Genomic DNA, 26,470 nt, shown 5'->3' on the forward strand with positions numbered 1-26,470 from the left:
CTGGATTCTGGGGGATCGAAACGCGGAATACTGCCCGGTTACCTCCATATACACCCCGTCTACCCACAAGGTGATAGATGGCCCGGTGAAAGGGGGTTAATCCGCCTGGGTGGGGGAAGGCGCAGCGGAACGGGAACGCAGGCGCGCGCCGTCCCAGAGCATCACCAGCATGCACAGCGCCAGCGCGGCGTAGAGGAACATGAAGCCGGCGGTGCGGATGCCGATCCACTCGTTGCCCACTACGAACATCAGCGGCAGCACGGCGGCGAACAGTCCGCCCAGGGCCAGTGCCAGCCCGCCTGCGCGGGCCATGTCGTCACCGTGGTCGCGGTACAGCAGGCACATCAGGCTGCCCTTGCCGATGCCCATCGCCAGCCCCATGATCGCCAGCAGCGCGGCGAAGCCGGCCAGCGGCATGGAGAAGTCCAGCGTGAGATCGCCGTGCACGCCATGGATCTGCATGGTGAAGTCGGGATAGGAAAGCAGGAACAGGCAGGCCATCACGCAGGCGCTGACCCACCAGCGCAGGTCGCGGAAGTCCCGCCGGTCAGCCAGCGCGCCGCCGAGAATCTGCCCCAGCCCGCCGGGCAGGGTGAAGACCAGCGCCCAGAGGGCCGCCGCCATCAGCGACAGGTGGTACTGATGCATGAGATAGGCAGGCAGCCACAGTGCCAGCGCCACGAAGGCGCCGTAGAAGAAGCTGTAGTAGAGCGCCAGGCGACATACCGCGGATGGAGGCAGTCCGCCGGGCAGTGCCGTCATCATGCCGATCGCTCTCGTTTCGCCCCGGTCCCTCGGCGCCTCCTCGGCAAACAGCCACAGCAGCAGCGCCACCAGCCCGATCGGCAACAGGTAGAGCTTGGGTGCCATCGGCCAGCCGTAGGCCTGGCTGATCAACGGCAGCAGGAAGTAGGTCAGCCCGGCGCCGAGCATGCCGGCGCCATAGAGCCCCAGCGCCAGGCCGGCATGGCGGCGCGGACACAGCGCCGCCACGTAGACCAGGCCCGCAGCCAGGGAACCGGCGCCCACGCCCAGCCCGGCACCGGCGAGCAGGAACTCCCAATAGTCGTTCGAATGAGCAATTGCCCACAGGAAGGGACAGATCAGCAGCAAACAGCCGATCATCACTCGGCGACCGCCCACCAGCCGGGCCAGCGCCGCCAGCGGCAGCGCCGAAAGTGCACCGGTGAACATCGGCATGGCCAGCAGCAGGGCGAACTGCACCTCGCCGAAGCCGAGCCCCTGCATGAGCTCGACCCCGAGCACGGCGAAGATGGTCCAGCTGGCGAACACCAGGGCGAAGGCCAGCGGCGACAGCAGCACGACCACCAGCGAGCGATAGTCGACCTGCGGGCCCGCGGGGTGGGCTTTTTCGGCGGACGTCATGAACGGTAGGTCCCGTAACGTGGTCAAAGTGATTCTCGTTAACCCGCCCCTCGGGGTCAAAAGAGCATACGAGGTACCTCTTTGGTAGCAGCCTGGCGAATCTCCCGGTAGGATGCGCCACCGCCCCTTGGGGTATAGTGTCCCAGGACCGTCCTTTTCCGGAGTTCGCGCCCTCTTGAAACTGCTGCAACGCTCTCTCGTGGCCCGTATCGTCGCCTCGCTGCTGGCGATCAGCGCCATGGCCCTGATCAGCATCGTGGTGACCATGGCCGTCGCCGGCGGCAGCCGGGGCGATGCCGCGGCGATCAATGTCGCCGGCTCGCTGCGCATGAACACCTACCAGATCGTGGCCGCCCTGCAGCGCTACGAACGCATTCCGTCGATGGATCACCAGGCCGCGGTGCACGTGCTGAAGAACCGCTTCGAGGCGCGCCTGGAGAGCGAGGAACTGACCGGCGCCATTCCCGTCTCCGAAGCCCATGACCTGAGGCGTCAATACCGCCTGGTGCTGTCGCGCTGGCACAACGAGCTGGCCCCCGAGATCAACGAGGCCGTCGATACCCGGACGGTGAACATCGAGTCGCTCAACCGCACGCTCGACGGCCTGGTGAGCGAAATCGACCAGATGGTCTCCCAGCTCGAGCACAACACCGAAGCCAAGATCCGCCTGCTCAGCGCCCTGCAGATCCTGTTCCTGGTCCTCACGGCGGTGGTGGTGGCCATCGCGCTCCATGACATCCGCCACAACCTGGTGGCGCCGCTGCGCCAGCTGATGGTGCTCGCCCGCGAGGCCTCTCGCCACAACTTCTCGCTGCGCACCCAGCTCAAGGGCAACGACGAGCTGGCCATGCTCGGCCGCACCTTTGACACCATGACCGAGGAGCTCGGGGCCAGCTACGCGGACCTGGAAGCGCGGGTGAATCGCAAGACCCAGGAGCTCGAGCGCAGCAACCAGGTGATGCAGATTCTCCACGACGGCAGCCGTTCGCTCTACGGCGGCGGCAACGATCTCTGTACCAGTGCCGCGCCCATGCTGCGCCGGGTGGCGGAACTGCTCGACATCGGGCCCATCCGGCTGTCGCTCAACGACCCCCACGCCGACCGCCAGGTGCCGATACTCGCCACCCATGCCGCGCGGCGTCCGGACTATTGCCGCGACCACGATTGCCACGCCTGCCTGATCGCCCCCCGACCCGTGCGCCTCTCCGACACCGAGGATGGCGACTGCGTGCTGCTGCCGGTGAGCGTGGGCGACGAGATGCTGGGCACCCTGGAGGTCTGGCACCCCAAGGGCGAGCGCCTCTCCGACAGCGTACGCCGCCTGCTCAACGCCCTGGCCGACCAACTGGCCACCGCGGTCTATCTACAGCGGCGCATCGAGGAGGAGCAGCAGGTCTCGCTGATGAACGAGCGCACCATCATCGCCCGTGAGCTGCACGACTCCCTGGCGCAGTCGCTCTCCTACCTCAAGATGCAGGTGGCGCGGCTGGAGCGCATGCAGGCCAAGGAGGCGCCGCGCGAGGTTCAGGCCGCGGTGTTCGACGAGTTGCGCACCGGCCTCAACAGTGCCTACCGCCAGCTGCGCGAGCTGTTGACCACCTTCCGCCTCAAGCTCGAGGGCCCCGGGCTGCAGACCGCCCTGCTGCAGACCACCGAGGAGTTCTCCGAGCGCATGGGCGCGCCGGTGGAGCTCCACTACGACGTGCCGCCTCATCTCCTCAACCCCAACGAGGAGATCCATGTACTGCAGATCGCCCGCGAGGCGCTGAGCAACACGCACAAGCATGCCGAGGCACACTGGGCCGCCGTCACGGTGAAGTTTCACGAGGCCCGCATCGTGCTGCGCATCGAGGACGACGGCGTGGGTCTCGAGAACGACGACTCGCCGCCCATGCACTACGGACTGATCATCATGCGCGACCGGGCGAATACCCTGGGTGGCGAGCTGAAGCTATGCAACCGCGGCGAGGGCGGTGCCTGCGTGGAGGTGACCTTCACGCCGCAGACGGCACGCCTGATCACGCGCCAGCCGGCCACCGACTCCCTTCTTCACGACCAAGGAAACTGAGACATCATGGGCCAGTCAGCTAACGAGACCCCCGCCAGTATCCTGATCATCGACGACCACCCGCTGCTGCGCCGCGGCGTGGCCCAGCTGCTCGAACTGGAGGACGATCTCCAGCTCGTCGGCGACACCGGCGAGCCGGAGCAGGGCGTCAAACTCGCCGCCGAGCTCGACCCGGACATGATTCTGCTCGACCTCAACATGCCCGGCATGGACGGCATCCAGACGCTCAAGGCGCTGCGCGAGTCGGGCTATGCCGGGCGCATCGTGATGTTCACCGTCTCCGACCACGAGGAGGACCTGCTGGCCGCCCTGCGCGGGGGCGCCGACGGCTATCTGCTCAAGGACATGGAACCGGAGGAGATGGTGCGCCAGCTGCGCCAGGCGGCGCTGGGCCGCATGGTGGTCAGCGAGAACCTCACCGCCCTGCTCGCCGAGGCCCTGCGCAACCAGCGCACGGCACCGGCCACGCCCGATATCCACAGCCTGACCCAGCGCGAACGCGAGATCCTGCGCGAGCTGGCGGCCGGACTCTCCAACAAGCTGATCGCACGCAAGCTCGATATCTCCGAAGGCACGGTGAAGGTACACGTCAAGCACCTGCTCAAGAAGCTCAACCTACGCTCGCGGGTGGAGGCGGCGGTGTGGGCCGTGCAAGAGGGCATCGACGGCAAATAACGCGATAGGTAGCGGAGGTTCTGTGTGGATACCTCCAAAGACTCCACGGCGCCGACAAGGCGCCTTTTTCATGCCCCAGCGATTTTCTCTTTTTCCAAAAATCAATGACTTAACTGAATACCACTGCTACCCCTCAAGTGGTAGACACCTGTTTTCCCTGCGTTTTCGGCCGGTTTCGCGGCTCTTTCCCGCGACGTATCTTTGCCTCAACCGAACCTGAATTGATCCCGGTCAGGACGGACGTCGCAACGCGGGATCAGTCGAACCACGAGGGGTAACGTCATGGCTAAATCGAGCGTCGATATCGGCAAGCTCGACGCCGGCAGACCGAAGAATGCCGACATCGAGCACTGGGACGTGGAAAACGAGCAGTTCTGGCAACAAACGGGCAAGCGCATCGCCTCGCGCAACCTGTGGATCTCCATCCCCTGCCTGCTGATGGGCTTCGCGGTATGGATGATGTGGGGCATGATCACCACCCAGATGCAGAACCTGGGGTTCCCCTACAGCGTCGACCAGCTCTTCATGCTGACCGCCATCGCCGGCCTCGCCGGCGCCACGCTGCGCATCCCCGCCTCGTTCATGATTCGCATCGCCGGCGGGCGCAACACCGTGTTCCTGACCACAGCGCTGCTGATAATCCCCGCCCTGGGCACCGGCCTGGCGCTGATGAATCCCGGCACGCCGTTCTGGGTGTTCCAGGCGCTGGCCCTGCTCTCGGGTATCGGCGGCGGCAACTTCGCCGCCTCGATGAGCAACATCTCGACCTTCTTCCCCAAGAAGCAGCAGGGCTATGCGCTGGGCATGAACGCCGGGCTCGGCAACTTCGGCGTCACCACCATGCAGATCCTGATTCCGCTGGTAATGACCGTGGGCCTGTTCGGCGCCTTCGCCGGCGGTTCCATGGAGTTGCAGAGCTCCAGCGGTACGCTGATCGGCCGCATCGAGGCGGGCACCGAAACCTGGATCCAGAATGCCGGCTTCGTCTGGCTGGTGTTCCTGGTGCCGCTGGCCTTCCTCAGCTGGTTCGGCATGAACAACCTGCGCCCCATCACGCCCAACCCGGGCGCGCCGCTGCAAGCCTTCGGCAAGATCCTGGGGCTCTACGGCGTGGGTGTCGTCGCCACCGTGGTGGGCGTCGTCACGCTGCAGTGGCTGGGCATGTGGGTCGCCCTGCCGGTGACCATCCTGCTGACGCTGGGCCTGCTGCGCCTGATTCCCGGCGACATCAAGCCCAACATCCAGAAGCAGTTCGCCATCTTCTCGAACAAGCACACCTGGTCGATGACCGTGCTCTACATCCTGACCTTCGGCTCGTTCATCGGCTTCTCCGCGGCGCTGCCGCTCTCCATCAACGTGATCTTCGGCAACATGATGGAAGTGGCCGCCGACGGTAGCGTCACTCGCATCGCCAACCCCGATGCGCCCAGCGCCCTGACCTGGGCCTGGATCGGTCCGTTCGTCGGCGCCCTGATCCGCCCCATCGGCGGCTGGATCTCCGACAAGGTGGGCGGCTCCATCGTCACCCAGGCGATCTCGGTGATCATGGTGGTGGCCTCGGCGGTGACCGGCTATGTGATGATGCTGGCCTATAACTCCACCGATCCCAACAGCTACTTCGCCCTGTTCATGCTGCTGTTCGTGATCCTGTTCGCCGCCAGCGGCATCGGCAACGGCTCCACCTTCCGCAGCATCGGCGTGATCTTCGACGCCCAGCAGAAGGGCCCGGTGCTGGGCTGGACTTCCGCCGTGGCCGCCTACGGCGCCTTCATCGCCCCGGTGGTGATGGGCAGCCAGATCCGCGCCGGTACCCCCGAGCTCGCCATGTACGGCTTCGCGATCTTCTACGCCGTGTGCCTGGTGGTGAACTGGTGGTTCTACTTGCGCCCCAACGCCTACGTCAAAAACCCCTGATGCGGTCATCGGTGCTCTGGCCCTAGGCCAGAGCACACCCCTTACCTTGCCTTCTTCGGAGGGATGTCATGAAAGTCATGATCGCTTATGACGGCTCGCGCAACGCCAAGCTGGCCCTGGCCCAGAGCGTCAGCCTGTTTCGCTGCAACGCCCCCACGCTGCTGCTGGTCGGCGTGGCCGAGAACCCCGGCGACGCCACCGACGCCAACGAGACGCTGTTCCAGCAGGAGTACGAGGAACTGAAGGCGGCCCTCAAGGAGGGCGCCGATTTCGCCCACCAGGAAGGCTTCGAGGTGGACTGGATGCTGGCCGAGGGCGATGCGCGCAAGATGCTGCTGCGCGCCACCCAGAAGCACCAGCCGGACGTGCTGGTCATCGCCCGCCACAGCAGCAAGCCCGACGGCGGCATCATCGCCCAGTCGCTGAGCTACTTCGTCGACGAGCTGGATTACATGACGTTCGGCAAGGTCAGTTCGTTTCTTGCCCGGCGCGTCGAGTGTCCGCTGCTGATCCTGCCCAGCCCCTGACGGCGATCCCGTCACGCCTGGCTATTCGAGCTTTCACTTCAGGATGATACGACCATGAAAGTGTCCGCCGTCTTCAAGTTCCGCAGTCCGGAGATCAGGGCCCTGCACCTGACCTGGATCGCCTTCTTCATCACCTTCTACGTCTGGTTCAACATGGCGCCCTTGGCATCGAGCATGCTCAAGAGCGTCGACTGGCTGACCCGCGACGATATCCGCCTGTTCGCCATCGTCAACGTGGCGCTGACCATTCCGGCGCGCATCATCGTGGGCATGGCACTCGACCGCTTCGGCCCGCGCCGGGTGTTCTCGGTGCTGATGGTTACCATGGCGGTGCCGGCGCTGGTGTTCGCCTTCGGCAACAGCATGTCGCAGCTGCTGATCGCGCGTCTGGTACTCAGTTCCATCGGCGCCAGCTTCGTGGTCGGCATCCACATGACCGCGCTGTGGTTCAAGCCCAAGGACATCGGCTTCGCCGAAGGCTTTTATGCCGGCTGGGGCAACTTCGGCTCCGCCGCCGCCGCCATGACGCTGCCCACCATCGCGCTCACCCTGTTCGGCGGTGCGGACGGCTGGCGCTACGCCATCGGCATGAGCGCCATCGTGATGGCCGCCTACGGCGTGTTCTACTGGTTCGCCATCACCGACGGCCCCGATGCCAAGGCCCACCGCAAGGCGCGCAAGGCGCTTGCCATGGAGGTGAGCTCCTGGGGCGACATGGTCAAGCTGATCCTCTGGACCATTCCGCTGGTGGGCTGCCTGGCGATCCTGGTATGGCGCATCGAGGGCATGGGCTATCTCTCCTCCACCGGCGCGCTGTTCTGCTACATGGCGATCGCCGCCGTGGTGGTCTACCAGGTCGTGCAGATCCTGCGGGTCAACGTGCCGATCCTGAAGAAGGGCGTGCCGGAGGACGACAAGTACTCCTTCAGTAGCGTGGCCGCCCTCAACAGTACCTACTTCGCCAACTTCGGCGCCGAGCTGGCCGTGGTCTCCATGCTGCCGATGTTCTTCGAGGAGACCTGGGGGCTGACCGCCGCCGCTGCGGGCATGATCGCCGCGTCGTTCGCCTTCGTGAACCTCGTGGCACGCCCCATGGGCGGGCTGGTCTCGGACCGCATGGGCAACCGCCGCTTCGTGATGCTCAGCTACATGTTCGGCATCGGCATCGGCTTCGTGCTGATGGGCCTGCTCAATTCGAACTGGCCCCTGATCGTCGCCATCGCCATCACCATCTTCACCTCCTTCTTCGTGCAGGGGGCAGAGGGCGCCACCTTCGGCATCATTCCCTCGATCAAGCGCCGCATCACCGGCCAGATCTCGGGCATGGCCGGCGCCTACGGCAACGTGGGAGCGGTGGTCTACCTGACCATCTTCACCTTCGTCACCCCCACCCAGTTCTTCTACATCATCGCCACCGGCGCCTTCCTCAGCTGGCTGATCTGCCTGGTGTGGCTGAAGGAACCGGAAGGCGCGTTCGACGAGGAGTACTACGTCTCCTCGGTGGACCGCATGATCGAAGAGCAGGAACAAGCCGCAAGCCAAGCCAAGCCGCAGCAGGGCTGAGCCGAACCTTCGGGCCTAGAAAGCGCGGCGACTTCGGTCGCCGCTTTTTCAGGCAAAGCCTAATCCCTAGCGAAACAGTCGGGCTTTGACCTGCGACAAGGATGTTTTCGGCAGGGTGAGGCACAGTGGAACCGTACAGGCGGGCGAACCCGACTCCCCCCAGCCAACCCGACCAGGAGGTGGCCATGACCTCGAATTCCGCGACCTTCCCCCCAAGCGCCGTCCAGGGCGACGAGCGCGGCACCAAGCTTGCCGCGGTAATCTACATTCTCTTCCTTGGCAGCGTGCTGGCCGTGGTCACGGCACCGGTGGGTGTGCTGCTGGCATATCTGCGCCGTCGCGCCGTGGCCGACTGGGTCGCCACCCACCTGCAGTTCCAGATCCGTACCTTCTGGCTCGGCATCGTCGGCGCGGCGATCTTTCTGGCGGCCTGGCATGTGCTGGGCCTGGTCGGTGCGTCCGCCTGGGCGCCCTGGGCGCTGGGCTACGGCTTCTTCACTGCTTGCCTGATCTGGATGGTGGCGCGCTGCGGCGTGGGCATACACCGGCTGATGGCGGGCCGCGCCATCGACGCGCCACGCAGCCTTTGGCTCGGCGGCGCCAGCGTAAGCCTGCATGACTGAAGGCACTCCCTCCCGCCCCCTGCCCAACCCGGGCTGGGGGCCGCTTTCGGCACTGCCCGGCAACCCGCTGATGTGGGTGCTGATACTCAGCGAACTGCTGGTCTTCACCGCCTTCTTCGGCCTGTATGCCTGGCAGCGCGCCGGCGACGTGGCCGGTTTCAATGCCGCCCAGCAGCAGCTCGACCCGCTGATGGGCGGCCTCAACACGCTGGTCCTGCTTACCAGTGGCCTGTGCGTGGCGCTCGCCGTGGAGGCGATCAGCGCCGATCGACACCGCCGGGCGCGCCAGTGGCTGGCGGCAAGCATGGGACTCGGGGTGCTGTTCTGCGCGATAAAGATCGTCGAGTACGCCGGCAAGTTTTCCGTGGGCATCACGCCGGAAACCCATCTCTTCTTCAGCTACTACTACGGCCTGACCGCCTTTCATTTCGCCCATGTGCTGTTCGGCCTGGGGCTGCTGGCGCTGGTGAGCTGGCGTACCTCGACCGAGAACGTCGAGACGGCGGCGGCCTTCTGGCACATGGTCGACCTGATCTGGATTCTGCTCTATCCGCTTGTCTATTTATTGCGCTGAAGGCGCTTTGCTGCGCTGAGGCTCACCACGACTCCCCACGAGGTGATGCATGACCGCACTCCCCGGCACCCGCCGCCTGCTGATCACCTGGCTGACGCTGATGGTACTGACGCTGGTGGCAATGTTCTCCGCGCGGCTGGACCAGGCCAGTTGGGAGCCGCTGCCGCTGGCCTCGGCGCTGCTGGTACTCGTTGCCACCGGGTTCAAGGCTCAGCGGCTGCTGATGGTCTATCTCAACCTGCGCGCGTCGACGCCGGCCTGGAAGGGTACCTTCGTGGGACTGGTGCTGTTCACGCTGGCGCTGATCGGTGCCGGTTATGCCGCGCCGCGGATGTTCTGAGCCACGGTTGACCTGAAACGACATCGCCCGGCCGAGTGGCCGGGCGATGTCGTTTCAGGCTTTCGATGGCAGCTAGCGGGGAGGACGGTCGCGGGTTGACGAGTGCGGGAGCGGCGGTGGGTTGCGCGCCCAGGCTTCGAGCACCCGGGCCAGGCGCATCATCCCGTAGACGATGACGGGCACAAGCAGCATCAGCCCCACGCCCCAGTCGCGGTTGTTGATCAGCCAGGCGATGGGCAGCACCACGGCCAGCCCGATGGCGAGGCCGATGGCGACGGCGATGGCGAGACGCGGATTGGTCATGGCCATATCTCCTTCCTAGGAACCGATGATCTGGCGGTAGATGCCCGGCAAGGCGAGCGAGAGGTGCTCGGGCCGGTTGACGATGGCGTAGCTGCCGCGGCCGAACAGGTGCGGCACGTAGCGGTGCCCTTCGCTGTCGACGGTGACGCCGAACACGCGAACCTCCTGCTGACGCGCCTCGAGCACGGCCCGGCGGGTGTCCTCGATGCCGTAGCGCCCTTCGTAGTAGTCGGTATCGTTGGGCTTGCCGTCGGTCAGCACCAGCAGCAGACGGTGGCGATTGGGACGCTTGGCGAGTTCCTGGGTCGCGTGGCGAATCGCCGGTCCCATGCGGGTGTAGTGGCCCGGCTTGAGCGCCGCGATGCGCCGCCCCACCCGATCGCTCATGGGCTCGTCAAAGCTCTTGAGCGTATTGACCCACACCTTGTGACGGCGGTGCGAGGTGAAGCAGTGGATGGCGTAGTCGTCGCCGCAACCGGCCAGGCCGTGGCCCAGCACCAGCAGCGCTTCCTTCTCGACATCGAGAACACGCCGGTCCTCGAGCCACGCCTCGGTGGAGAGCGAGACGTCGATCAGGATCGATACCGCCAGGTCGCGGGCCTGCTGACGCGCCGCCATGTAGAGCCGATCGCTGGTCTCGCCGGTGGCCGCCAGATCGCAGCGCGAGCGGATCACCGCGTCCATGTCGAGCTCGGTACCGTCGAGCTGACCGCGCAGGATCTCGCGCCGCGGGCGCAGCGCTTCAAATTCACGGCGTACCTTGCGGATGCGGCGCCGGGTGGCCTCGTCGGGCTCCCACTGCTCGCCCTCCTCGCTCTGCACGTCGCTCAATACCACGCAGTGGTCGGGCAGATAGACCTGCTTGCGGTGATGCCATTCGGGATAGGTATGCCGACCGCTCAAACGGCCACCGCTGGCTTCGTCAGGCGCCAGGTCGAGGTCGAGCTTGAGCCGCGAGGCGGCCTGCTTGCGATTGGGACTGAGCACGATCTCATCGATCTGATCGGCGGCCTCCTTGGCCGTCTCCTCCTCCTCGTCCTCGACGTGACGGTTGAGATTCACCATCTCGGCCCAGGAGAGCATCTTTTCCGAGGCGTTGAGCATCAGCGGGTCGTCGCGGTCGGCCTGGTCCTGCTCGCGGCGGTCCGCCTTGCGCTTGCCGCCGTCGTCGGCCTGCTGGTCGCGCCGCACGGCGACGTCGGAGTCGTCGATTGTCTCGCGTTCGCCCTCGCGGGTACCCAACGCCACCACGTCGCCCCACAGTGGCACCGGCAGTGGCGGGCGGTAGCCGCGCGGGGCGTGGAAGCCATCCAGTGGCAGCGTGTCGTCGAGAACGGCGTCATACATGGCGAGCGCCCAGCCGGCCTCGGGCGCCGGGGCGCCAAGCTGGGCGAGCAGGGCCGCCTCGAGCGCGGTCTCCATGGGCGGCAGGCGCTTGCGCTGCGGGCGCACCGCGCGCAGTGCCTGGCACAGCCGGGCATAGCATTCGGTGAGGCCCGGGAAGCGTTCAAGCACTGCCTGGGTGGTGCGTCGAGCCGTGCGCAGCGCCGCGAGGTCGCGCTGGAGCGGATCATCGAGCCTGGCCGGAAGCTCGCCCAGGGCAAGATAGGCGGTCAACCACAGGTAGAGGTCGCGGTTGAGCTCGGCCTGGGGGAACAGGGCGATGCGCGGCGGCAGCAGCAAGTGCTCCTCGTCGCGGCGGGCCTGGTCCAGCGGCTCCTCGTCCAGCCCCAGCCGCTGGCGCAGCGATAGCCGGTGGCTCGAATTGCGCCGGGCGATGGCCGACACCTCGACGCCGGCCTCGCCGCCGCCGCTGCGGAAGAATACGCCGAGCATGGCGCGCAGCGAATCGAGACGCACCGCCGAGTCGGGATGGTCGGGGTAACTGGTCGCACTGGAGGCCCAGCGGTGCCAACGGCGACCGACGAATTCTTCGACCTCAAGAAAGTCCAGCATGCATCGTCTCCTGGGCAAATAGTCGGGGCTGATCCGGCGGCAGGCCGTCGAGGAGGCGCTGTGAATACATCCTTGTACGCTACCTACACCATCCCTGGCGTAGGACCTCCTCTTTGGCCTGCCCCCGGCGCCCCTCGCGTGGGCAGGTACCGATCATCCAGTGCCGCGGCAACAGTGTGGGTTAACCAAAGGTGGCTTTGATCGCTTCCATCAGGCCTTGCTGCACGTCCTCGTCGTCGGACAGCGGCTCGACCAGGGTGGCGCAGGCGGCGTCGAGGATCGGCATGCCGGCCTTGATCAGCGTGGCGCAGTAGACCAGCAGGCGCGTGGAAACGCCCTCTTCCAGGTCCTGCCCCTTCATGGCGCGCAGGCTGGCGGCCAGGTTGACCAGGGCGGCACAGCGGTCATAGGCCAGGCCGCTCTCGCGAGCGACGATCTCGCACTCCACCTTGGGCGGCGGGAAATCGAACGACATCGCCACGAAGCGCTGGCGAGTACTTGGCTTTAGCGACTTGAGAATGTGCTGGTAGCCGGGGTTGTAGGAGACCACCAGCATGAAATCGTCGGGTGCCTCGAGCAGCTCGCCGGTACGCTCCAGCGGCAGCAGCCGGCGGTCGTCGGTCAGCGGGTGCAGCACCACGGTGACGTCCTTGCGCGCCTCGACCACCTCGTCGAGATAACAGATACCGCCCTCGCGCACGGCGCGGGTCAGCGGGCCGTCGACCCAGCGGGTCTCGCCACCTTGCAGCAGGTAGCGGCCGGTGAGGTCGGCGGCGGTCAGGTCGTCATGGCACGACACGGTGAACAACGGTCGACCCAGCTTCGCCGCCATGTGGCTGACGAAGCGCGTCTTGCCGCAGCCGGTCGGACCCTTGAGCAGCAGCGGCAGGCGCTGCTGGTAGGCCTGTTCGAACAGGGCGCATTCGTTGCCGACCGGTTCGTAATAGGGCAGCTCCTGCTCGAACTTCTGGGCGGAAGCGGTAGCGATATGGGACATGGGCGTCACTCCAGGGGAAGGCTCGATGGGGCGCTCATGCACCCCATCGAGAGACGGTCACTCAACGGCGGCCAGCGGCCTGCTGGTAGCGGGCACTTGCTCGCGGGCGGGACCGAAGAACGAGTAGATCAGCATGATCGCGGCAATGGTCACGGCCACGCCGGTTCCCAGGCGCATGATGTAGAACAGATCGAGCTGGCTCTGTACCTGCATGTAGTTCATGCCCAGCACTCGCTGCAGGTGGGTCTGCACGACACCGGCGAAGGTCAGGGTGAAGGTCATGAAGCACATGGCCGAGGTCATGATCCAGAAGCCCCACATGTTCAGCACCTGGTTATACGGCTGGCTGCGGCGGATCTGCGGCATGGCGTAGGTGATCACACCGAGGATCAGCATCACGTAGGCGCCGTAGAAGGCCAGGTGGCCGTGGGCGGCGGTGAGCTGGGTGCCGTGGGTGTAGTAGTTGATGAACGACAGGGTGTGCATGAAGCCCCACACGCCGGCACCGAAGAAGGCGATGGTCGGGCAACCCAGTGCCCACAGCATGGCCGCCTTGTTGGGGTGATTACGGCTGCCCTTCCAGAACATGTAGAAGGCGAACACCACCATGGCGAAGAACGGGATCACCTCGAGGGTCGAGAAGATGCTGCCGATGGGCTGCCAGTAGCTCGGCGCGCCGATCCAGTAGTAGTGGTGACCGGTGCCCAGCAGGCCGGAGAACAGCGACAGGCCGACGATCACGTAGAGCCACTTCTCGATGACCTCGCGGTCGACGCCGGACATCTTGATCAGCAGGTAGCCGAGCAGCGAGGCCATGATCAATTCCCACACGCCTTCGACCCACAGGTGCACGACCCACCACCAGTAGAGCTTGTCCACCGCCAGGTTGGAGGGGTTGTAGAAGGCGAACAGCCAGAACACCGCCGCCAGCCACAGGCCCAGCATCAGCACCAGGTTGATGGCCGTCTTGCGTCCCTTGAGCAGGGTCATGCTGGTATTGAACAGGAAGATCAGGTACGAGATGGTGATCAGCACCTTGATCCAGAACGGCTGCTCGAGGAATTCGCGTCCTTCGTGAATGCCGAACTGGTAGCCCACCAGGGCCGCCGCACCGGCGAAGGCGAAGATGGCCAGCTGCAGGTAGGCCAGGCCGGGGCTGTGGATTTCCTGTTCGGCCTCTTCCGGCATCAGGTAGTAGGTACAGCCCATGAAGCCGATCAACAGCCACACGATCAGCAGATTGGTATGGCTGACGCGCATGATGTTGAACGGCATCAGCTCGGCCAAGAAGTGGGGGGACACATAGACCGTCGCTGCCAGCAGGCCGAAGACGATCTGCAGCGCGAACAGTGCCATGGCCACGGCGAAGAATGGCAGGGCCACCTTCTGGGTTTCGTATTTCATCGTATTCGTTCTCCTTGCCTCAACCCGGTATCACCGCCTCAGCCGGCGGGGTGCGGGGGCCAGTTCTGGTCGTCGATGGAATCGGTCCACTCGAGGAAATCGATCAGTGCGGTCATTTCCTCATCGGTCAGGTCGAAGTAAGGCATCTGGCGACGACCCGGCGCGCCGGTCGGCTGGGCTTTCATCCAGGCGGCCAGCGCCATGCGGGCACCCTCGGGGTTGCTGTGGCCGCCATAGCGCTCCCATACGTTGGCCAGTTCAGGAGCGAAATAGGCCCCCTCGCCCATGATGCTGTGGCAGTTGATGCACATGTTCTCTTCCCACACGTGCTTGCCCAGCTCGACGGACTCGGTGAGCCCCCCTTTGTCGGTGGACTTTGTCACCATGTACCAATGGCTGTGCGCCGTCAGTGCGGTGAACAACAGAAAGAAGAACAGCGAACCGCCATAGAAGATGTTGCGGGCCGCCGCCTTGGTGAGGCCTTCGGTCATGGCCATCCCCCCTTGCTCGTGTTGGCTTGCCTACGGGACCTGCTGCCGAGGTTGGCGCGTCCCACCCTTGTAAAGATGTATCTATGATGCATGTTTAGATTACAACCCCGGGCGGGGCAGGACATTGACGCCGGTCAATAGGGGGGCGATGAGGCTGAAAAGCGGCGGCAGGCGGGGGGTCAGGCGGGCTGTGTCGCAATGTCGCACGGCGGGTCGGAACGACCCGCCGTGCTGGCAAGGCTCACTTGTCGCGGTCGGTGATGTCCTCGATCCAGGTCAACGCTGCTACACCGGCCGGCAGACCCAGGGTGGGAATCGCCAGCATGGCCACCTGCTTGAGCGCCTCGGGCTCGATACCTTCGTCCACGGCGCGGCGCATATGCGAGTGCACGGCCCCTTCGGAGCCGCCGCCCACGGCCAGCGCCAGCTTGACCAGGCGCCGCGTGCGGGCATCCAGCGGGCCGGCCTCGGCGCATGCCTTGCCCAGCGTAGCGAAAGCGCGCCATACCTCGGGATAGTCGTCGGCCACCTTGCCGGCACCGGAGGGGAGATCGTGATTGGCCATGCGTGACTCCTCGTCTTGTCATGAATGTCTCGGCAGGCCTTAGTATAGAAGCCAGGCCCACCGGGAAAAGTGCCGCTCAGGTAGACGTCAGAAAGGCCAGAAGAACAGGGCGTCCTTGGTTATGGCCGCACCCAGCATGTAGCCGAAGACCACGACCGCCGCCACTGCCGCGATAGCGCGGGTCTGCGGCGTGCGTCCGCGCTTGATCGCCACCGTCCCCAGCAGGATATAGCCGAGCAGGCCCAGTAGCTTGGCGGCGAGCCACGGGTGCTGGTGGGGCCACATCGACAACATCACCATCAGCGTGACGCCAAGCGCGAGCAGCAGGGTATCGTTGATATGAGGCAGGATCCTGACCCAGCGCCGCTGCAGCAGCGTGACCTCACGCACCGACCACCATGCCCGTACGATAAAGAAGGTCACGCTCAGCACCGCCGTGGTCATGTGCAGGTGCTTGATCAGGAAATAGTGCTCGATCATCCTCTGGCTCCGTCTATCCCACTTGCTCGCTATCCATCCTGCCCGTCCACACGGGCGCTCAATAGCGGCAGCGTATAGTGAAACAGGAAGATGAGATAGGCGATACACCAGAACAGGATGCTCAGGTTGTAGATCCAGTGGGTGATCTGCGGGAAAGCGGCCAGCACCGGCGAACGCAGCACGGCGGCGCCGAACATCAGCGCCAGGGCCACGCCGATCCCCGGCAGGGTGCGTATCTGTCTTCCGGTATGACCGAGTGACACCCGCGCCATCATGGCCAGCATCATGGAACCGATGCCGCCGATGGCCAATGCATGCACGGCGAGTTCGACGCGGAAGGCCCCCAGCAGCGCCAGTGCCCACATCGCCAGCCCGACCGGCACGAAAGCGTAGCTCAGGTGAAGCCCCCACAGCAGCGGCTCGTGCAGCGTGCGATAACCCTCCCAGCGCAGCAGGCGCACGAAGCTGGCCACTGCCGCGACCAGCATCACCGCGGCGTGCAGGGCCGCAGGCACCGCCAAGCCGAGCAGCACGGCAAGCTGCATCAGCACCACCGCCAGCACCGAGCCCAGGGTCACCTTCTCCAGCAGCGGAACGGGAGCCGGCTGCGCCCGCCCCAGCTTGCGTGAGGTGAAGAAGGGAATCACCCGTCCGCCCAGCAGCACCATCAGCACGGCGATCAGCAGCACGCCGAGGTAGGCCCCTTCACGGATCAGCTCGACCCTGCCCAGGGCAACGCCGAAATGCATGGCCAGGTTGGCCGCGGCCAGCAGCAGCAGCACCGGCACGAACATCAGGTTACGCCACAGTCGCGCCGCGATCACCAGGCGACCCATGATCAGCGCCGCCAGCGGCAAAAAAGCCAGGTCGAGGGTCGCCAGCCACCAGGTGGGGAGGCCGAAGGGGTATGCCAGCAGTACTCGCGCCGCCAGCCACAGCGCCACCAGACCGAGCAGCGGCGTGCCGCTCAGGCTCTTGCGCCCCGTCCAGTTCTGCACCGCGGTGAGCAGGAAGCCCACCACCACGGCGGCGCCGAAGCCGAAGATCATCTCGTGCTGGTGCCACCACATCAGCCCACCGTGGGGCCGCAGCAGGATGTCGCCGTGCCAGAACGCGAACCACACCACCATCGCCAGCACGCTGAACAGCGAGGCCAGCAGGAAGAATGGACGAAAGGCCAGTCGCGCAAGGGGCAGGCGCGGCTGGCGGTCGACGGCAGGGGAAGTTGTCATGGCGTATTACCCGACTGGAATGCTTGGACAAGTCCATTATGGCGACTCACGCCGGGCGACTTCATGACGGATATCAAGAATGCTTCTTTCTAATGGCTCGTGCCCTCCTCGTATTGGGTCTTGTTCCAAACGTTATATTTGCCGGAGGGTTTCTTCATCGGCATGCGCCCCAGCTCCTCCCGGGTGTCGGCATCGAGCCACAGCAGGTAGCCGTCGTCGTCCCAGATGCTCAGCAGCAGGGTCTCGCCGCGGCGGTCGAACTCCACGTGGGCGGCGGTCTTGCCCGGCTCGGGAATCAGCGTCTCGACGATCTCCAGGCTCTGCTTGTCGATCACGTGGACGCGGTCGTGGTTGGGGCCGAAGAACACGTCGACCCAGGCGTAGCGCGAGTTCGCATGGCTGCGCATGAAGAAGCCGGGGCCGTCGGTCTCGATCTGGGTGATCAGCGACCAGTCGCTCATGTCGAACACCGAGACAAGGCCCCGGTCGATGTGCGGCATCGCCATCACCCGGCGGCCGTCCAGTTCCCAGGTGATGCCGGCGCCCAGGTGCGGCATGCCTTCCAGCGGCAGGTCGGCGACCTTGGCTTCGCTGTCCAGGTCGAACACCTGCCCGCCCTTGCCGCCGCGGGCCGCGCCCACCAGGTAGCGGTAGCCGGGATCGAAGAAAAAGTCGTCGAGGTAGTCCGGCGCCGCCATGCGGTGCAGGGCGAAGTCCCCCACCAGCGGCTCGTCGCCTTCGGCCCGCTCTTCCGGCCAGCGGATCTCCCACACCTCGGGTATGTCCTTCAGTGCCACGACGAAGCTGTTGCGTGGCGGTGCGGTATACACGGCGCTGACCCGAGAGGTGTCGCCCCCGAGCCCCTCCACCGGGATCGAGGCGATCAGCTCGAGGTTACGGGCGTCGAGCAGCACCAGGCTGTGGGGCAGGTAATTGCCGGCCAGCACGTAGTTGCCGTCGGCGGAGACGGCGATGTTGCGCATGTTGATGCCGGCGCGCACCTCGGCGGTAACCTCGAGGTTGTAGATATCGTACTTGGTCACCCAGCCGTCGCGTGAGCCGAAGTAGACGTAGCGGCCATCCGGCGAATACTTGGGCCCGCCATGCAGCGCGTAGCGACTGGGGAAACGGGCGATGCGCTCGAAGCGGTCACCGTCGAGCAGACTGACGTGGTGATCGCCGATCTCCACCACCAGGAACAGGTTCATGAGGTCTTCCACCTCGAACACCGGTTCGTCGGGGAGGGTGCCGTGGTAGTGATTGACCACGTGACTGGCGAGAATGTCCTCCTCGCTCCAGCTCGGCTCGACCTCCGGGCGCTCGTAGATCCACTCGGCCAGGGCGGCGACCTCGGCCTCATCGAGCAGCGCGTCGAAGGCGGGCATCTGCGTGGCCGGGCGGCCGTCGCGGATCACCTCCACGGCCTCGGCGGGCTTCAGGCGCGAGAGATTGTCCGGCAGCAGCGCCGGGCCGATGCCGCCCAGCCGGCCGACGCCATGACAGGCTGCGCAGTGCTGGTGATAGAGCATGCTCGGGTCGGGCGCGTCGGCCTGGGCCGACGACGCAACGGTCAGCGCCAGGCCGAGCACCGCGCCGAGCAACGTCGCAACGCCCCTCATACGGCCAACCTCCTCGCGTCGCCCGCTTCGACGTCGTGGCGTGCCATTGACGTCATGCCAGGCCCCAGGGTATCGGCCAGGCGTACCACCTCGCCCACGACGATCAGGGTCGGCGGTTTGAGCGCCTCGCGCTCGATCGCTGCTTCCAGCTCGCCCAGGGTGGTCAGCACGTGGCGCTGCTCGGGAGTGGTGCCACGCTCCACCAGGGCGACCGGATGCTCCGCCGGCAGGCCGTGGCGCTGCAGCTCGCGGCTGATCAGCGCGGCGTTGGCCAGGCCCATGTAGAACACGGCGGTATGGTGGGGCACCGCCAGGGCGGCCCAGTCCAGCGCCAGCTCGCCGTCGGCCTTGGCGTGGCCGGTGACGAAGGTCACGCTCTGGGCATGGTCGCGATGGGTGAGCGGAAAGCCCGCGTAGCTGGAGCAGCCCGAGGCCGAGGTGATGCCCGGCACCACGCGAAACCCGACGCCGCAAGCGATGAGATGTTCGGCCTCCTCGCCACCGCGGCCGAAGATGTAGGGGTCGCCGCCCTTGAGGCGCAGCACACGTTTTGCATTCCTCGCCAGCGTCACCAGCAGGGTATTAATTTCCTCCTGAGGCAGCGCGTGGTGGCTCGAGGCCTTGCCCACGTAATAGCGCTTCGCCTCTGGCCGGGCCAGGGCCAGTACCTCGGGCGACACCAGGCGGTCGAAGACCAGGCAGTCGGCCTGCTGCAGCAGCGACAGGGCGCGCAGGGTCAGCAGGCCCGGGTCGCCGGGGCCGGCGCCGACGATGGCGACCTCGCCGGGCGCCAGCGGCGCTTCGTCGAGAGTGAAACCCAGGTGTCGCGAATGGCAGTGTGTGGTCATGGTCGGCCTCTCCCCGAAGCGTCAACGGTCGTCCTGCTCTTTTTGGTCTGCACGGCTACAGCTCGATGGCTTGAATGCTGTCGTAGGGTGCTGCCACGCGACGCTCGCGATTCTCTGCGACGCCGATCTCCTGATTGCTGAGGTAGCAGCCGGGATCCTCCTCCCAGGGATCGCCGGTCACCTTCCATGCCCGCACCCGGGTATTGCCGTTGCAGATGGAAAGAAAGCGGCAGTCGGCACAGCGCCCCTTGAGCGGGCGCGGGCGTTGGCGAAAGCCCTGCATCAGCGCATCCTGGCTGTCGCGCCAGATCTCGGAGAACGGACGCTGTCGCACGTTGCCCAGGTCGTGGTCCCACCAGAAGGTGTCCGGATGCACCGTGCCCAGGTTGTCGATGTTGGCGATATGTTCGCCCGAGGCATTGCCGCCCCAGTGGATCAGGCGCCGCTCCAGCGCCTCGGCCTGGTCGGGAAAGTGCTTGCGCGCCCACATCAGCAGGAAGGGGCCGTCGGCATCGTTGTTGCCGGTGACGTACTCGCGTTCGATGCCGCGCTCGAGTTCGCTGCGACAGTGGTCGAACAGCCGCGTCATGGCATCGCGAGTCATCTGGTACCAGGCGTCCTGCTTGCGGTGGCGATGACCGCGGCCGCCGTAGTTGAGGTGCGAGAGGTAGAACTTGTCGACATCGTGCTCGTCGATCAGCGCCAGGATATCGTCGAGCTGTTCGTAGTTCTGCTGGGTCAGGGTGAAGCGCAACCCCACCTTGATGCCGTGCTGCTTGCATAGCTTGACCGCATGCATCGACTCACGAAACGCGCCCTTTCGGCGGCGAAACTCGTCATGGGTAGCCTCGAGGCCGTCGATGCTGATGCCCACATAGTCGTAGCCGCACTCGGCGATGCGGGCAATGTTGCTCTCGTCGATCAGGGTACCGTTGGTGGAGAGCCCGGTGTAGATGCCCAATTCGCGGGCGCGGCGGGAAATCTCGAAAATGTCCGGGCGCATCAGCGGCTCGCCGCCCGAGAGGATCAGTGCCGGCACGCGGAAGCGCTTCAAGTCGTCGAGTACGGTGAAGACCTCTTCGGTGGAAAGCTCCCCCTTGAAGTCGATGTCCGCCGATACCGTGTAACAGTGCTTGCAGGTCAGGTTGCAGCGCCGGATCAGGTTCCAGATCACGACCGGGCCGGGGGGCTTGTGGGCCGCTGGGACCGGTGAGGGTTCGAGCAGCGATTTGACGTAGCGGGTAACGCGGAACATGGAAACCTCCTCTGGCGCGGCGCAAGTTCAGCGCGGCGGGCCGGACCGGCGGCCGAGACGCAGGCCGGTCTTCTTGAGAATGCGGGAGCTGTACAGGATGCGATGGTCGCGGCACGCGTCGCCGAGCAGGGTGCGCAGCGCCTCGGCCTGGTGCTCCACTTCGACCTGGCTGCGCCCGTGCAGCATGACGAACAGGTTATAGGGCCATTCGGGCAGGTGACGTGGGCGCCGGTAGCAGTGGCTCACCCCGGGCACGCCGGCCACCTCCCGCCCCAAGCGCTCGATATGCGCATCGTCCACATCCCATACGGTCATGCCGTTGGCCACGTAGCCCAGGCGGTAATGATTGGGTACCGCGGCGATGCGGCGGATCACCCCGCTCTCTACCATGCGCTGCATGCGCACACGCACCTCGTCACCGGCCAGGCCCAGCGGCTTGGCCACCGCGCCCCAGGGATCCGGTACCAGCGGCAGGCCGGCCTGGGTGGCCAGCACGATGGCGCGGTCGATTTCATCCAGGCCGTTAGTGTCTAGGGCAGCCGCTGCCGGCTCAGACGGGCAGGTGGAGACGGACATGGAATTCCTCCTGCTTGGGCATATTGAATACCGCCAGGCCGGTGGTGGCCTCGATCGCCTCGATCACTTCGCTGATGCGCTCGGGGGTCTCGGTGGCCAGCACGAACCACATGTTGAGACGATGCTCGCGACGGTAGTTGTGGGCCACTTCGGGAAAGGCGTTGACCGCCGCCGCGACCCGCTCGAAGTCGGCTTCCGGGACTTCCAGCGCCGCCAGGGTCAGGCCGCCACCCAGGCGCTCCGCGTGATACATGGGGCCGAAGCGGCTCAGCACACCGGCTTCCAACAGCCGCTCCAGGCGGTAGAGCAGCTCGCCCTCGGAGAGCGAGAGTTCGGCGGCCACCGCGGCGTAGGGCCGCTCGCACAGCGGCAAGCCCTCCTGCAGGCGGTTGACGATGCGCCGATCGGCGCCGTCCAGGTCAGCCGGCTCGGGCCGTTGGGCAGGCACGATGCTCATGGCTGCGCCTCGCGGGTGTAGCGACCGCCGCACTGCTTGTAGGCCTTGAGGCTGAACAGCACGCGATGCGGTATTTCCTGCAGCTCCTGCCGCGCGACGATCTCGTCGAGCGCGGCCAACACACGGTCGCGCCGGGTGCCGTGGATCATGCAGAACAGGTTGTAGGGCCACTCGGGTCGCTGGCGTCGGCGCCGGTAGCAGAGCGTGACGGCGGGCTCCGCGGCCAGGCGCTGCCCCACCTCGGCCACGGCCTCGTCGGGCAGGTCCCACACCACCATGGCATTGGCCCGGATGCCCAGGGCGTGGTGACGCACGACCAGCCCCATGCGCTTGATCAATCCTTCACGCTGCCAGCGCTCGACCCAGGCCAGCACCTCCTGCTCTCTCATGCCGCACTGTTCGGCGAGCGCCTGCCAGGGCCGCTCGGTCAGCGGCAGGCCGCGCTCGAGCAGGGCCCGTAGCCGCTGCGGAGCGGCCCGGTCATGAGCCGTAGGGGCGGTAAGGGATGCCATCCGGTTCATGACGCCTCCAGGTCGGCCCAGGGTATGGGGAAGCCGAGATCGATGTGGTAGCCCTCGACCATCGGCAGGCGAAGCAGCGGCCGGCCCAGCGCCTCCTCCAGCGCATCGAGTCGCGCCTCGAGCTGTACCTCGTCGGCGGCGGTCATGACGAACCAAAGGTTGTAGGGCTGCTGGCTGGCCAGATCCTGGCGCGCATAGTTGTGGTTGACGCCCGGCGAACCATTGATCACCGCCGCTACGGCATCGCGCTCGGCTTCGGGTACCGCCACCGCCGCCAGCAGGCTGGCGCCGGCCCGGGCATGGTCGAAGACCGGCCCGACTCGGCTGAGCACCTCGCTCTGCTGCAGGGCCTTCAGGCAATCGAGCACCTGCGCCTCGCTCGTCCCCAGGCGCTCGGCCATGGCGGCGAAAGGCCGCTCGCAGAGCGGCAGGCCGCGCTGGAAGGCATCGATAAGGTGTCGGTCGAGGGCGGAGAGTGTGGCCATGGGCGGGTACCGGGCGGAACGAAGACGGCATGTCGTTAAGCGGTATATTACATACACCATCACGCGCGACAGCTCTCATCGCCGCTGCCGTTGACGTACATCAAAGATGTCATGCGACACGTCAACGTCTTGACGATGGTCAAGGCGGCGCATCGTCGGCGGCCCGACACTGCCGTGACGGGCCGCTCCCAGCGGTTGCCGTGACACATCGTTCCGCTAGTGCGAGGTTGCCCATGCGCCCGTTGGCCCTGATCCCGCTTCTTCTCGGCACCCTGGCCCTGCCTGCAGCCGCAGGCGACCTTGTGCCGGGGACCGAGCGCCAGGCCGAGCTCGAGACCCTGCTCTATCAGGACTGCGGCTCCTGCCACGGCATGACCCTGCGCGGCGGGCTCGGCCCGGCCCTGCCCCGTGATCGCATGGAGGGCTTCAGCGTCGAGGCGCTGGCCCACATCATCCGCCACGGTGTTCCCGGCAGTGCCATGCCGGGCTGGGAGTCCCTGCTCAGCGAGGCGGAGGCGCGCTGGCTGGCCGAGCACCTGCGCACCGACAACCGCCTGCAAACGTTGCAACAAGACTGATTCGGAGGCCTTGCATGCCCACCCCGTCGCGCCTTAAGACCCTGCTGGCCGCCGCCACCCTGACGCTGATGAACGGCAGCCAGGCACTCGCCGAACCGCCTGCTCTCCAGGCAGAACTTCGCGGGTCGGGCGACCTCGGCGTCGTCATCGAGCGTGCCACCGGCAGCGTAGCGCTGGTGGATACCACGGCGCGAACGGTGCTGCGACATATCGAGGGCTTCGGCGATCTCTCTCACGCTTCGGTCAAGTTCACCCGGGACGCGCGCTACGCTTTCGTCTTCGGTCGCGACGGTGGGCTGACCAAGCTGGATCTGCTCACCGGCGAAATCGCGGGCCGCATCGTCCAGTCGGGCAACAGTATCGGTGGCGCCATCTCGCAGGACGGCCGCTTCGTCGCAGTGGGCAATTACGAGCCGGGTGGCGTGAAGGTATTCGATGTCGACACCCTGGAGCTGGTGATCGACGTGCCGGCCAATTACGAGCAGGCGGACGGCAACAGCGCCCAGGCCAAGGTCGTGGGTGTGGTGGACGTGCCGGGCAACATCTTTGTCTTCAGCTTGTTCGAGGCCGGCGAGATCTGGACCCTCGACATGACGCCCGAGGCGCCGAAACTCACCAAATACCGCAACGTGGGCAGCATGCCCTACGACGCCCTGACGACCCCCAACGGCCGCTACTACATCGCCGGGCTATTCGGCGAAGACGGCATGGCCCTGCTCGACCTTTGGAATCCGGAAAACGGCGTGCAGCGCATCCTGCCCGACTACGGCCAAGGCGAGGAGCGCCTGCCGGTCTACAAGATGCCGCACCTGGAGGGCTGGGCCATGGCCGGCAACCGCGCGTTCTTCCCCGCGGTGGGGCGCAACGAAGTGCTGGTGGCCGATACCCAGGATTGGTCGCTGACCGAGCGGATCGAGGTGCACGGCCAACCCATCTTCGTCATGAGCCGCCCTGACGAACGCCAGGTGTGGGTCACCTTCGCCCATCCCAACAACGACAGGGTGCAGGTAATCGATACCCAGAGCCTCGAGGTGATCCAGACCCTCGAACCGGGCGAGTCGATCCTGCACAAGGAGTTCACGCCTCGCGGCGAGCACATCTGGATCTCGGCGCGGGACAGCGACCAGGTGGTGGTCTACGACACCCGCACTTTCGAGGAGCTGGCGCGGCTACCGGCGGAGTCGCCGAGCGGGATATTCTTCACCCACCGAGCCCACCAGATCGGGCTATAGACGAATGACTACGCGAGCGAATCGCTGTGTTGCGCCTTGCGCTTCATCTCGCTCGTTGATTTGTCCGGCGTCTTCGTGTCTTGACACGCTCTCGCTTCGCGGCTAAACCAAGGAAAACTATAATGATTTTCCTGACGCGAGAGCCTCTTGATGGATATCAATCATATCCTGCAACTCCCTTTCACCCGTGAGGGTGGCTGGCAGCAGCTGCGCCGCGAGCGCCCCTCCCTCAACGCCCTGATCCTGCGCGTGGTGCTGCCGCTTTCGCTGTTGCCACCGCTCATGCTGCACTACGCCATCCACCGGCATGGCGACACCCTGTTGAGCGGACTGGCCGAGCGCCCCTGGGCCATCATCGCCCCGGCGCTGTTCACTGCCGAGCTGCTCACCTTCCTGGTGATGGGCTGGCTGATTCACGGCGTGGCCCATGCCCACCGCCTTCGGCTCAACCGTGCCGACGCCTACCTGCTGGCTGCCATGGCACCGCTGCCGCTGTGGTTCTCCTCCCTGACGCTGTTCATCCCCGACATGCTGTTCATCGTCAGTGGCGTGCTGCTGGCCATGATGGTGTCGTGCGGCCTGATCTACCACGGGCTGGAAGCGCTCACCGAACGCGAGGACGACGACGTGATGGTGATGTCGGCGACCTATACGGTCATGGCGTTCGGCCTGATGGCGTGGGGAGTGCTGCTGGCCCTGGTGTGGGCGTTGTAGGCTATTCTCCATCTCCATGACTCGCATCAAAAGTCCTTTTCTCGTAGTCGACTAGCATGGTCGGGTTTATCCAGACTGCGAGGAGAGCGACATGGAGCTCGTCTGCCCGGCCGGCAACCTGCCGGCCCTGAAGCGGGCGGTGGATGAAGGCGCCGATGCCGTCTACTTCGGCTTCCAGAACGCCACCAACGCCCGGCAGTTCGCCGGCCTCAACTTCACCGACAAGCGCGCCCGCGAAGGCATCGACTACGCCCATGCCCGCGGCAAGCGGGTGTTTTGCGCCATCAACACCTATCCGCAACCCGACGGCTGGTCACAGTGGACCCGTGCGGTGGACCAGGCCGCAGAGCTCGGCGTCGACGCGCTGATCATGGCCGACATGGGCCTGCTCGATTACGCCGCGCGGCGCTATCCCGACCTGGCCCGCCATCTCTCGGTGCAAGGCTCGGCCACCAGCCATGAGGCGCTGCGCTTCTACCACGACCAGTTCGGCATCAAGCGTGCCGTACTGCCGCGCGTGCTCTCTATTACCCAGGTGCGCGATCTGGCCAAGCAGAGCCCGGTGGAGCTCGAGGTGTTCGCCTTCGGTAGCCTGTGCATCATGGCGGAGGGGCGCTGCTATCTGTCGTCGTACCTCACTGGCGAGTCGCCCAATACCCGCGGTGTCTGCTCACCGGCGGCTCATGTGCGCTGGGAGGAAACCCCGCAAGGACTCGAGTCGCGGCTCAACGGCGTGCTGATCGACCGCTACGGCGACGGCGAGCGGGCCGGCTACCCCACCCTGTGCAAGGGACGCTTCGAGGTGGGCGGTGAGACCTATCACGCCATCGAGGAGCCCACTAGCCTCAACACCCTCGAACTTCTGCCGGAACTCGCCGAGCTGGGCATCAGCGCGGTGAAGATCGAAGGCCGCCAGCGCAGCCCCGCTTACGTATCGAAGGTCGCGGGCATCTGGCGTCAGGCGCTGGACCGCCTGGCGAAGACACCGGATCGCTTCCACCCCGAGCCCGCCTGGATGGCCGGCCTCGGTGAGGTCTCCGAGGGCGCCACCACCACCCTGGGCGCCTACGAACGCCGCTGGAAATAG

General features: G+C 65.8%; 28 protein-coding genes. 12 read left to right on the forward strand and 16 right to left on the reverse strand.

Annotation, left to right across the window (positions count from 1 at the left end):
- Positions 1–96: 96 nt before the first annotated feature.
- Positions 97–1,386, reverse strand: coding sequence for an MFS transporter (locus ACOJCM_RS18825; protein ID WP_445213617.1), 1,290 nt, complete (start codon positions 1,384–1,386; stop codon positions 97–99).
- A gap of 175 nt (positions 1,387–1,561) precedes the next feature.
- Between ACOJCM_RS18825 and ACOJCM_RS18830 the strand changes: the two genes are divergently transcribed.
- From ACOJCM_RS18830 to ACOJCM_RS18865, 8 genes are all read left to right on the forward strand, one after another.
- Positions 1,562–3,454: a histidine kinase gene (locus ACOJCM_RS18830; protein ID WP_445213618.1), complete on the forward strand. Its 1,893-nt coding sequence runs from the start codon at positions 1,562–1,564 to the stop codon at positions 3,452–3,454.
- A gap of 6 nt (positions 3,455–3,460) precedes the next feature.
- Positions 3,461–4,129, forward strand: a complete 669-nt coding sequence (narL, locus tag ACOJCM_RS18835; protein ID WP_445213619.1) for a two-component system response regulator NarL — start codon at positions 3,461–3,463, stop codon at positions 4,127–4,129.
- Between the two features lie 282 nt (positions 4,130–4,411).
- Entirely contained in the window at positions 4,412–6,043 is a 1,632-nt protein-coding gene (locus ACOJCM_RS18840; RefSeq protein ID WP_445213620.1) for an antiporter, read from the forward strand.
- 68 nt (positions 6,044–6,111) lie between these two features.
- Positions 6,112–6,570, forward strand: a complete 459-nt coding sequence (locus ACOJCM_RS18845; protein WP_445213621.1) for a universal stress protein — start codon at positions 6,112–6,114, stop codon at positions 6,568–6,570.
- Between the two features lie 54 nt (positions 6,571–6,624).
- Complete coding sequence (locus ACOJCM_RS18850) at positions 6,625–8,133, forward strand: MFS transporter (RefSeq protein ID WP_445213622.1); 1,509 nt, start codon at positions 6,625–6,627, stop codon at positions 8,131–8,133.
- Between the two features lie 185 nt (positions 8,134–8,318).
- Positions 8,319–8,756, forward strand: a complete 438-nt coding sequence (locus tag ACOJCM_RS18855) for a DUF4870 family protein (protein ID WP_445213623.1) — start codon at positions 8,319–8,321, stop codon at positions 8,754–8,756.
- Positions 8,749–9,330, forward strand: coding sequence for a cytochrome c oxidase subunit 3 family protein (locus ACOJCM_RS18860; RefSeq protein ID WP_445213624.1), 582 nt, complete (start codon positions 8,749–8,751; stop codon positions 9,328–9,330). Before ACOJCM_RS18855 ends, ACOJCM_RS18860 begins: the two co-directional genes overlap by 8 nt.
- 49 nt (positions 9,331–9,379) lie before the next feature.
- Positions 9,380–9,670 (forward strand): cytochrome C oxidase subunit IV family protein, encoded by a 291-nt coding sequence (locus tag ACOJCM_RS18865; protein WP_445213625.1) that lies wholly within the window; start codon positions 9,380–9,382, stop codon positions 9,668–9,670.
- Between the two features lie 72 nt (positions 9,671–9,742).
- Here the strand turns inward: ACOJCM_RS18865 and ACOJCM_RS18870 are convergent, their stop codons facing one another.
- The 15 genes from ACOJCM_RS18870 to ACOJCM_RS18940 form a co-directional block, all read right to left on the reverse strand.
- Positions 9,743–9,973: a hypothetical protein gene (locus tag ACOJCM_RS18870; RefSeq protein ID WP_445213626.1), complete on the reverse strand. Its 231-nt coding sequence runs from the start codon at positions 9,971–9,973 to the stop codon at positions 9,743–9,745.
- 15 nt (positions 9,974–9,988) lie between these two features.
- A complete protein-coding gene (locus ACOJCM_RS18875; protein ID WP_445213627.1) occupies positions 9,989–11,929 on the reverse strand; it encodes a nitric oxide reductase activation protein NorD in 1,941 nt (646 codons plus the stop codon).
- A 181-nt stretch (positions 11,930–12,110) separates the two neighbouring features.
- On the reverse strand, positions 12,111–12,926 hold the full coding sequence (locus tag ACOJCM_RS18880) for a CbbQ/NirQ/NorQ/GpvN family protein (protein ID WP_445213628.1): 816 nt from the start codon (positions 12,924–12,926) through the stop codon (positions 12,111–12,113).
- A gap of 57 nt (positions 12,927–12,983) precedes the next feature.
- The gene (locus ACOJCM_RS18885) at positions 12,984–14,330 is read right to left on the reverse strand and encodes a cbb3-type cytochrome c oxidase subunit I (RefSeq protein WP_445213629.1); all 1,347 of its coding nucleotides are present in this window, start codon (positions 14,328–14,330) and stop codon (positions 12,984–12,986) included.
- 38 nt (positions 14,331–14,368) lie between these two features.
- Positions 14,369–14,821 carry a c-type cytochrome gene (locus tag ACOJCM_RS18890; protein WP_445213630.1) on the reverse strand — a complete coding sequence of 151 codons (453 nt, stop codon included), beginning with the start codon at positions 14,819–14,821 and terminating at the stop codon, positions 14,369–14,371.
- A 241-nt stretch (positions 14,822–15,062) separates the two neighbouring features.
- Entirely contained in the window at positions 15,063–15,386 is a 324-nt protein-coding gene (locus ACOJCM_RS18895) for a carboxymuconolactone decarboxylase family protein (protein WP_445213631.1), read from the reverse strand.
- An 87-nt stretch (positions 15,387–15,473) separates the two neighbouring features.
- Positions 15,474–15,866, reverse strand: a complete 393-nt coding sequence (locus tag ACOJCM_RS18900; RefSeq protein ID WP_445213632.1) for a SirB2 family protein — start codon at positions 15,864–15,866, stop codon at positions 15,474–15,476.
- Between the two features lie 29 nt (positions 15,867–15,895).
- The gene (locus tag ACOJCM_RS18905) at positions 15,896–17,098 is read right to left on the reverse strand and encodes an NnrS family protein (RefSeq protein ID WP_445213633.1); all 1,203 of its coding nucleotides are present in this window, start codon (positions 17,096–17,098) and stop codon (positions 15,896–15,898) included.
- An 89-nt stretch (positions 17,099–17,187) separates the two neighbouring features.
- Entirely contained in the window at positions 17,188–18,717 is a 1,530-nt protein-coding gene (locus tag ACOJCM_RS18910; protein WP_445213634.1) for a cytochrome D1 domain-containing protein, read from the reverse strand.
- On the reverse strand, positions 18,714–19,565 hold the full coding sequence (gene cobA / locus ACOJCM_RS18915; protein ID WP_445213635.1) for a uroporphyrinogen-III C-methyltransferase: 852 nt from the start codon (positions 19,563–19,565) through the stop codon (positions 18,714–18,716). The genes ACOJCM_RS18910 and cobA overlap by 4 nt, the downstream gene beginning before the upstream one ends.
- A gap of 55 nt (positions 19,566–19,620) precedes the next feature.
- Positions 19,621–20,820 carry a heme d1 biosynthesis radical SAM protein NirJ gene (nirJ, locus tag ACOJCM_RS18920; protein WP_445213636.1) on the reverse strand — a complete coding sequence of 400 codons (1,200 nt, stop codon included), beginning with the start codon at positions 20,818–20,820 and terminating at the stop codon, positions 19,621–19,623.
- A 27-nt stretch (positions 20,821–20,847) separates the two neighbouring features.
- The gene (gene ahbB, locus ACOJCM_RS18925; RefSeq protein WP_445213637.1) at positions 20,848–21,396 is read right to left on the reverse strand and encodes a siroheme decarboxylase subunit beta; all 549 of its coding nucleotides are present in this window, start codon (positions 21,394–21,396) and stop codon (positions 20,848–20,850) included.
- Positions 21,371–21,853 carry an Lrp/AsnC family transcriptional regulator gene (locus ACOJCM_RS18930; RefSeq protein WP_445213638.1) on the reverse strand — a complete coding sequence of 161 codons (483 nt, stop codon included), beginning with the start codon at positions 21,851–21,853 and terminating at the stop codon, positions 21,371–21,373. The genes ahbB (ACOJCM_RS18925) and ACOJCM_RS18930 overlap by 26 nt, the downstream gene beginning before the upstream one ends.
- Positions 21,850–22,374 carry a siroheme decarboxylase subunit beta gene (gene ahbB, locus ACOJCM_RS18935; RefSeq protein WP_445213639.1) on the reverse strand — a complete coding sequence of 175 codons (525 nt, stop codon included), beginning with the start codon at positions 22,372–22,374 and terminating at the stop codon, positions 21,850–21,852. The genes ACOJCM_RS18930 and ahbB (ACOJCM_RS18935) overlap by 4 nt, the downstream gene beginning before the upstream one ends.
- Positions 22,371–22,859 carry an Lrp/AsnC family transcriptional regulator gene (locus ACOJCM_RS18940; RefSeq protein WP_445213640.1) on the reverse strand — a complete coding sequence of 163 codons (489 nt, stop codon included), beginning with the start codon at positions 22,857–22,859 and terminating at the stop codon, positions 22,371–22,373. Before ACOJCM_RS18940 ends, ahbB (ACOJCM_RS18935) begins: the two co-directional genes overlap by 4 nt.
- Before the next feature lie 233 nt (positions 22,860–23,092).
- Between ACOJCM_RS18940 and ACOJCM_RS18945 the strand changes: the two genes are divergently transcribed.
- From ACOJCM_RS18945 to ubiU, 4 genes are all read left to right on the forward strand, one after another.
- Positions 23,093–23,437 (forward strand): c-type cytochrome, encoded by a 345-nt coding sequence (locus tag ACOJCM_RS18945; protein WP_445213641.1) that lies wholly within the window; start codon positions 23,093–23,095, stop codon positions 23,435–23,437.
- A gap of 14 nt (positions 23,438–23,451) precedes the next feature.
- A complete protein-coding gene (locus ACOJCM_RS18950; RefSeq protein WP_445213642.1) occupies positions 23,452–24,669 on the forward strand; it encodes a cytochrome D1 domain-containing protein in 1,218 nt (405 codons plus the stop codon).
- Between the two features lie 150 nt (positions 24,670–24,819).
- Positions 24,820–25,383 carry a YIP1 family protein gene (locus tag ACOJCM_RS18955; protein ID WP_445213643.1) on the forward strand — a complete coding sequence of 188 codons (564 nt, stop codon included), beginning with the start codon at positions 24,820–24,822 and terminating at the stop codon, positions 25,381–25,383.
- 91 nt (positions 25,384–25,474) lie between these two features.
- Positions 25,475–26,470 (forward strand): ubiquinone anaerobic biosynthesis protein UbiU, encoded by a 996-nt coding sequence (gene ubiU, locus ACOJCM_RS18960; RefSeq protein WP_445213644.1) that lies wholly within the window; start codon positions 25,475–25,477, stop codon positions 26,468–26,470.

The organism is Billgrantia hypersalina (assembly GCF_052584175.1).

Bases quoted from the DNA above. Each gene is read 5' to 3' on its own strand.
- ACOJCM_RS18825 (WP_445213617.1), bottom strand. From the start codon at position 1,386: ATGACGTCCGCCGAAAAAGCCCACCCCGCGGGCCCGCAGGTCGACTAT.
- narL (WP_445213619.1), top strand. From the start codon at position 3,461: ATGGGCCAGTCAGCTAACGAGACCCCCGCCAGTATCCTGATCATCGAC.
- ACOJCM_RS18840 (WP_445213620.1), top strand. From the start codon at position 4,412: ATGGCTAAATCGAGCGTCGATATCGGCAAGCTCGACGCCGGCAGACCG.
- ACOJCM_RS18845 (WP_445213621.1), top strand. From the start codon at position 6,112: ATGAAAGTCATGATCGCTTATGACGGCTCGCGCAACGCCAAGCTGGCC.
- ACOJCM_RS18850 (WP_445213622.1), top strand. From the start codon at position 6,625: ATGAAAGTGTCCGCCGTCTTCAAGTTCCGCAGTCCGGAGATCAGGGCC.
- ACOJCM_RS18855 (WP_445213623.1), top strand. From the start codon at position 8,319: ATGACCTCGAATTCCGCGACCTTCCCCCCAAGCGCCGTCCAGGGCGAC.
- ACOJCM_RS18860 (WP_445213624.1), top strand. From the start codon at position 8,749: ATGACTGAAGGCACTCCCTCCCGCCCCCTGCCCAACCCGGGCTGGGGG.
- ACOJCM_RS18865 (WP_445213625.1), top strand. From the start codon at position 9,380: ATGACCGCACTCCCCGGCACCCGCCGCCTGCTGATCACCTGGCTGACG.
- ACOJCM_RS18870 (WP_445213626.1), bottom strand. From the start codon at position 9,973: ATGACCAATCCGCGTCTCGCCATCGCCGTCGCCATCGGCCTCGCCATC.
- ACOJCM_RS18875 (WP_445213627.1), bottom strand. From the start codon at position 11,929: ATGCTGGACTTTCTTGAGGTCGAAGAATTCGTCGGTCGCCGTTGGCAC.
- ACOJCM_RS18880 (WP_445213628.1), bottom strand. From the start codon at position 12,926: ATGTCCCATATCGCTACCGCTTCCGCCCAGAAGTTCGAGCAGGAGCTG.
- ACOJCM_RS18885 (WP_445213629.1), bottom strand. From the start codon at position 14,330: ATGAAATACGAAACCCAGAAGGTGGCCCTGCCATTCTTCGCCGTGGCC.
- ACOJCM_RS18890 (WP_445213630.1), bottom strand. From the start codon at position 14,821: ATGACCGAAGGCCTCACCAAGGCGGCGGCCCGCAACATCTTCTATGGC.
- ACOJCM_RS18895 (WP_445213631.1), bottom strand. From the start codon at position 15,386: ATGGCCAATCACGATCTCCCCTCCGGTGCCGGCAAGGTGGCCGACGAC.
- ACOJCM_RS18900 (WP_445213632.1), bottom strand. From the start codon at position 15,866: ATGATCGAGCACTATTTCCTGATCAAGCACCTGCACATGACCACGGCG.
- ACOJCM_RS18905 (WP_445213633.1), bottom strand. From the start codon at position 17,098: ATGACAACTTCCCCTGCCGTCGACCGCCAGCCGCGCCTGCCCCTTGCG.
- ACOJCM_RS18910 (WP_445213634.1), bottom strand. From the start codon at position 18,717: ATGAGGGGCGTTGCGACGTTGCTCGGCGCGGTGCTCGGCCTGGCGCTG.
- cobA (WP_445213635.1), bottom strand. From the start codon at position 19,565: ATGACCACACACTGCCATTCGCGACACCTGGGTTTCACTCTCGACGAA.
- nirJ (WP_445213636.1), bottom strand. From the start codon at position 20,820: ATGTTCCGCGTTACCCGCTACGTCAAATCGCTGCTCGAACCCTCACCG.
- ahbB (WP_445213637.1), bottom strand. From the start codon at position 21,396: ATGTCCGTCTCCACCTGCCCGTCTGAGCCGGCAGCGGCTGCCCTAGAC.
- ACOJCM_RS18930 (WP_445213638.1), bottom strand. From the start codon at position 21,853: ATGAGCATCGTGCCTGCCCAACGGCCCGAGCCGGCTGACCTGGACGGC.
- ahbB (WP_445213639.1), bottom strand. From the start codon at position 22,374: ATGAACCGGATGGCATCCCTTACCGCCCCTACGGCTCATGACCGGGCC.
- ACOJCM_RS18940 (WP_445213640.1), bottom strand. From the start codon at position 22,859: ATGGCCACACTCTCCGCCCTCGACCGACACCTTATCGATGCCTTCCAG.
- ACOJCM_RS18945 (WP_445213641.1), top strand. From the start codon at position 23,093: ATGCGCCCGTTGGCCCTGATCCCGCTTCTTCTCGGCACCCTGGCCCTG.
- ACOJCM_RS18950 (WP_445213642.1), top strand. From the start codon at position 23,452: ATGCCCACCCCGTCGCGCCTTAAGACCCTGCTGGCCGCCGCCACCCTG.
- ACOJCM_RS18955 (WP_445213643.1), top strand. From the start codon at position 24,820: ATGGATATCAATCATATCCTGCAACTCCCTTTCACCCGTGAGGGTGGC.
- ubiU (WP_445213644.1), top strand. From the start codon at position 25,475: ATGGAGCTCGTCTGCCCGGCCGGCAACCTGCCGGCCCTGAAGCGGGCG.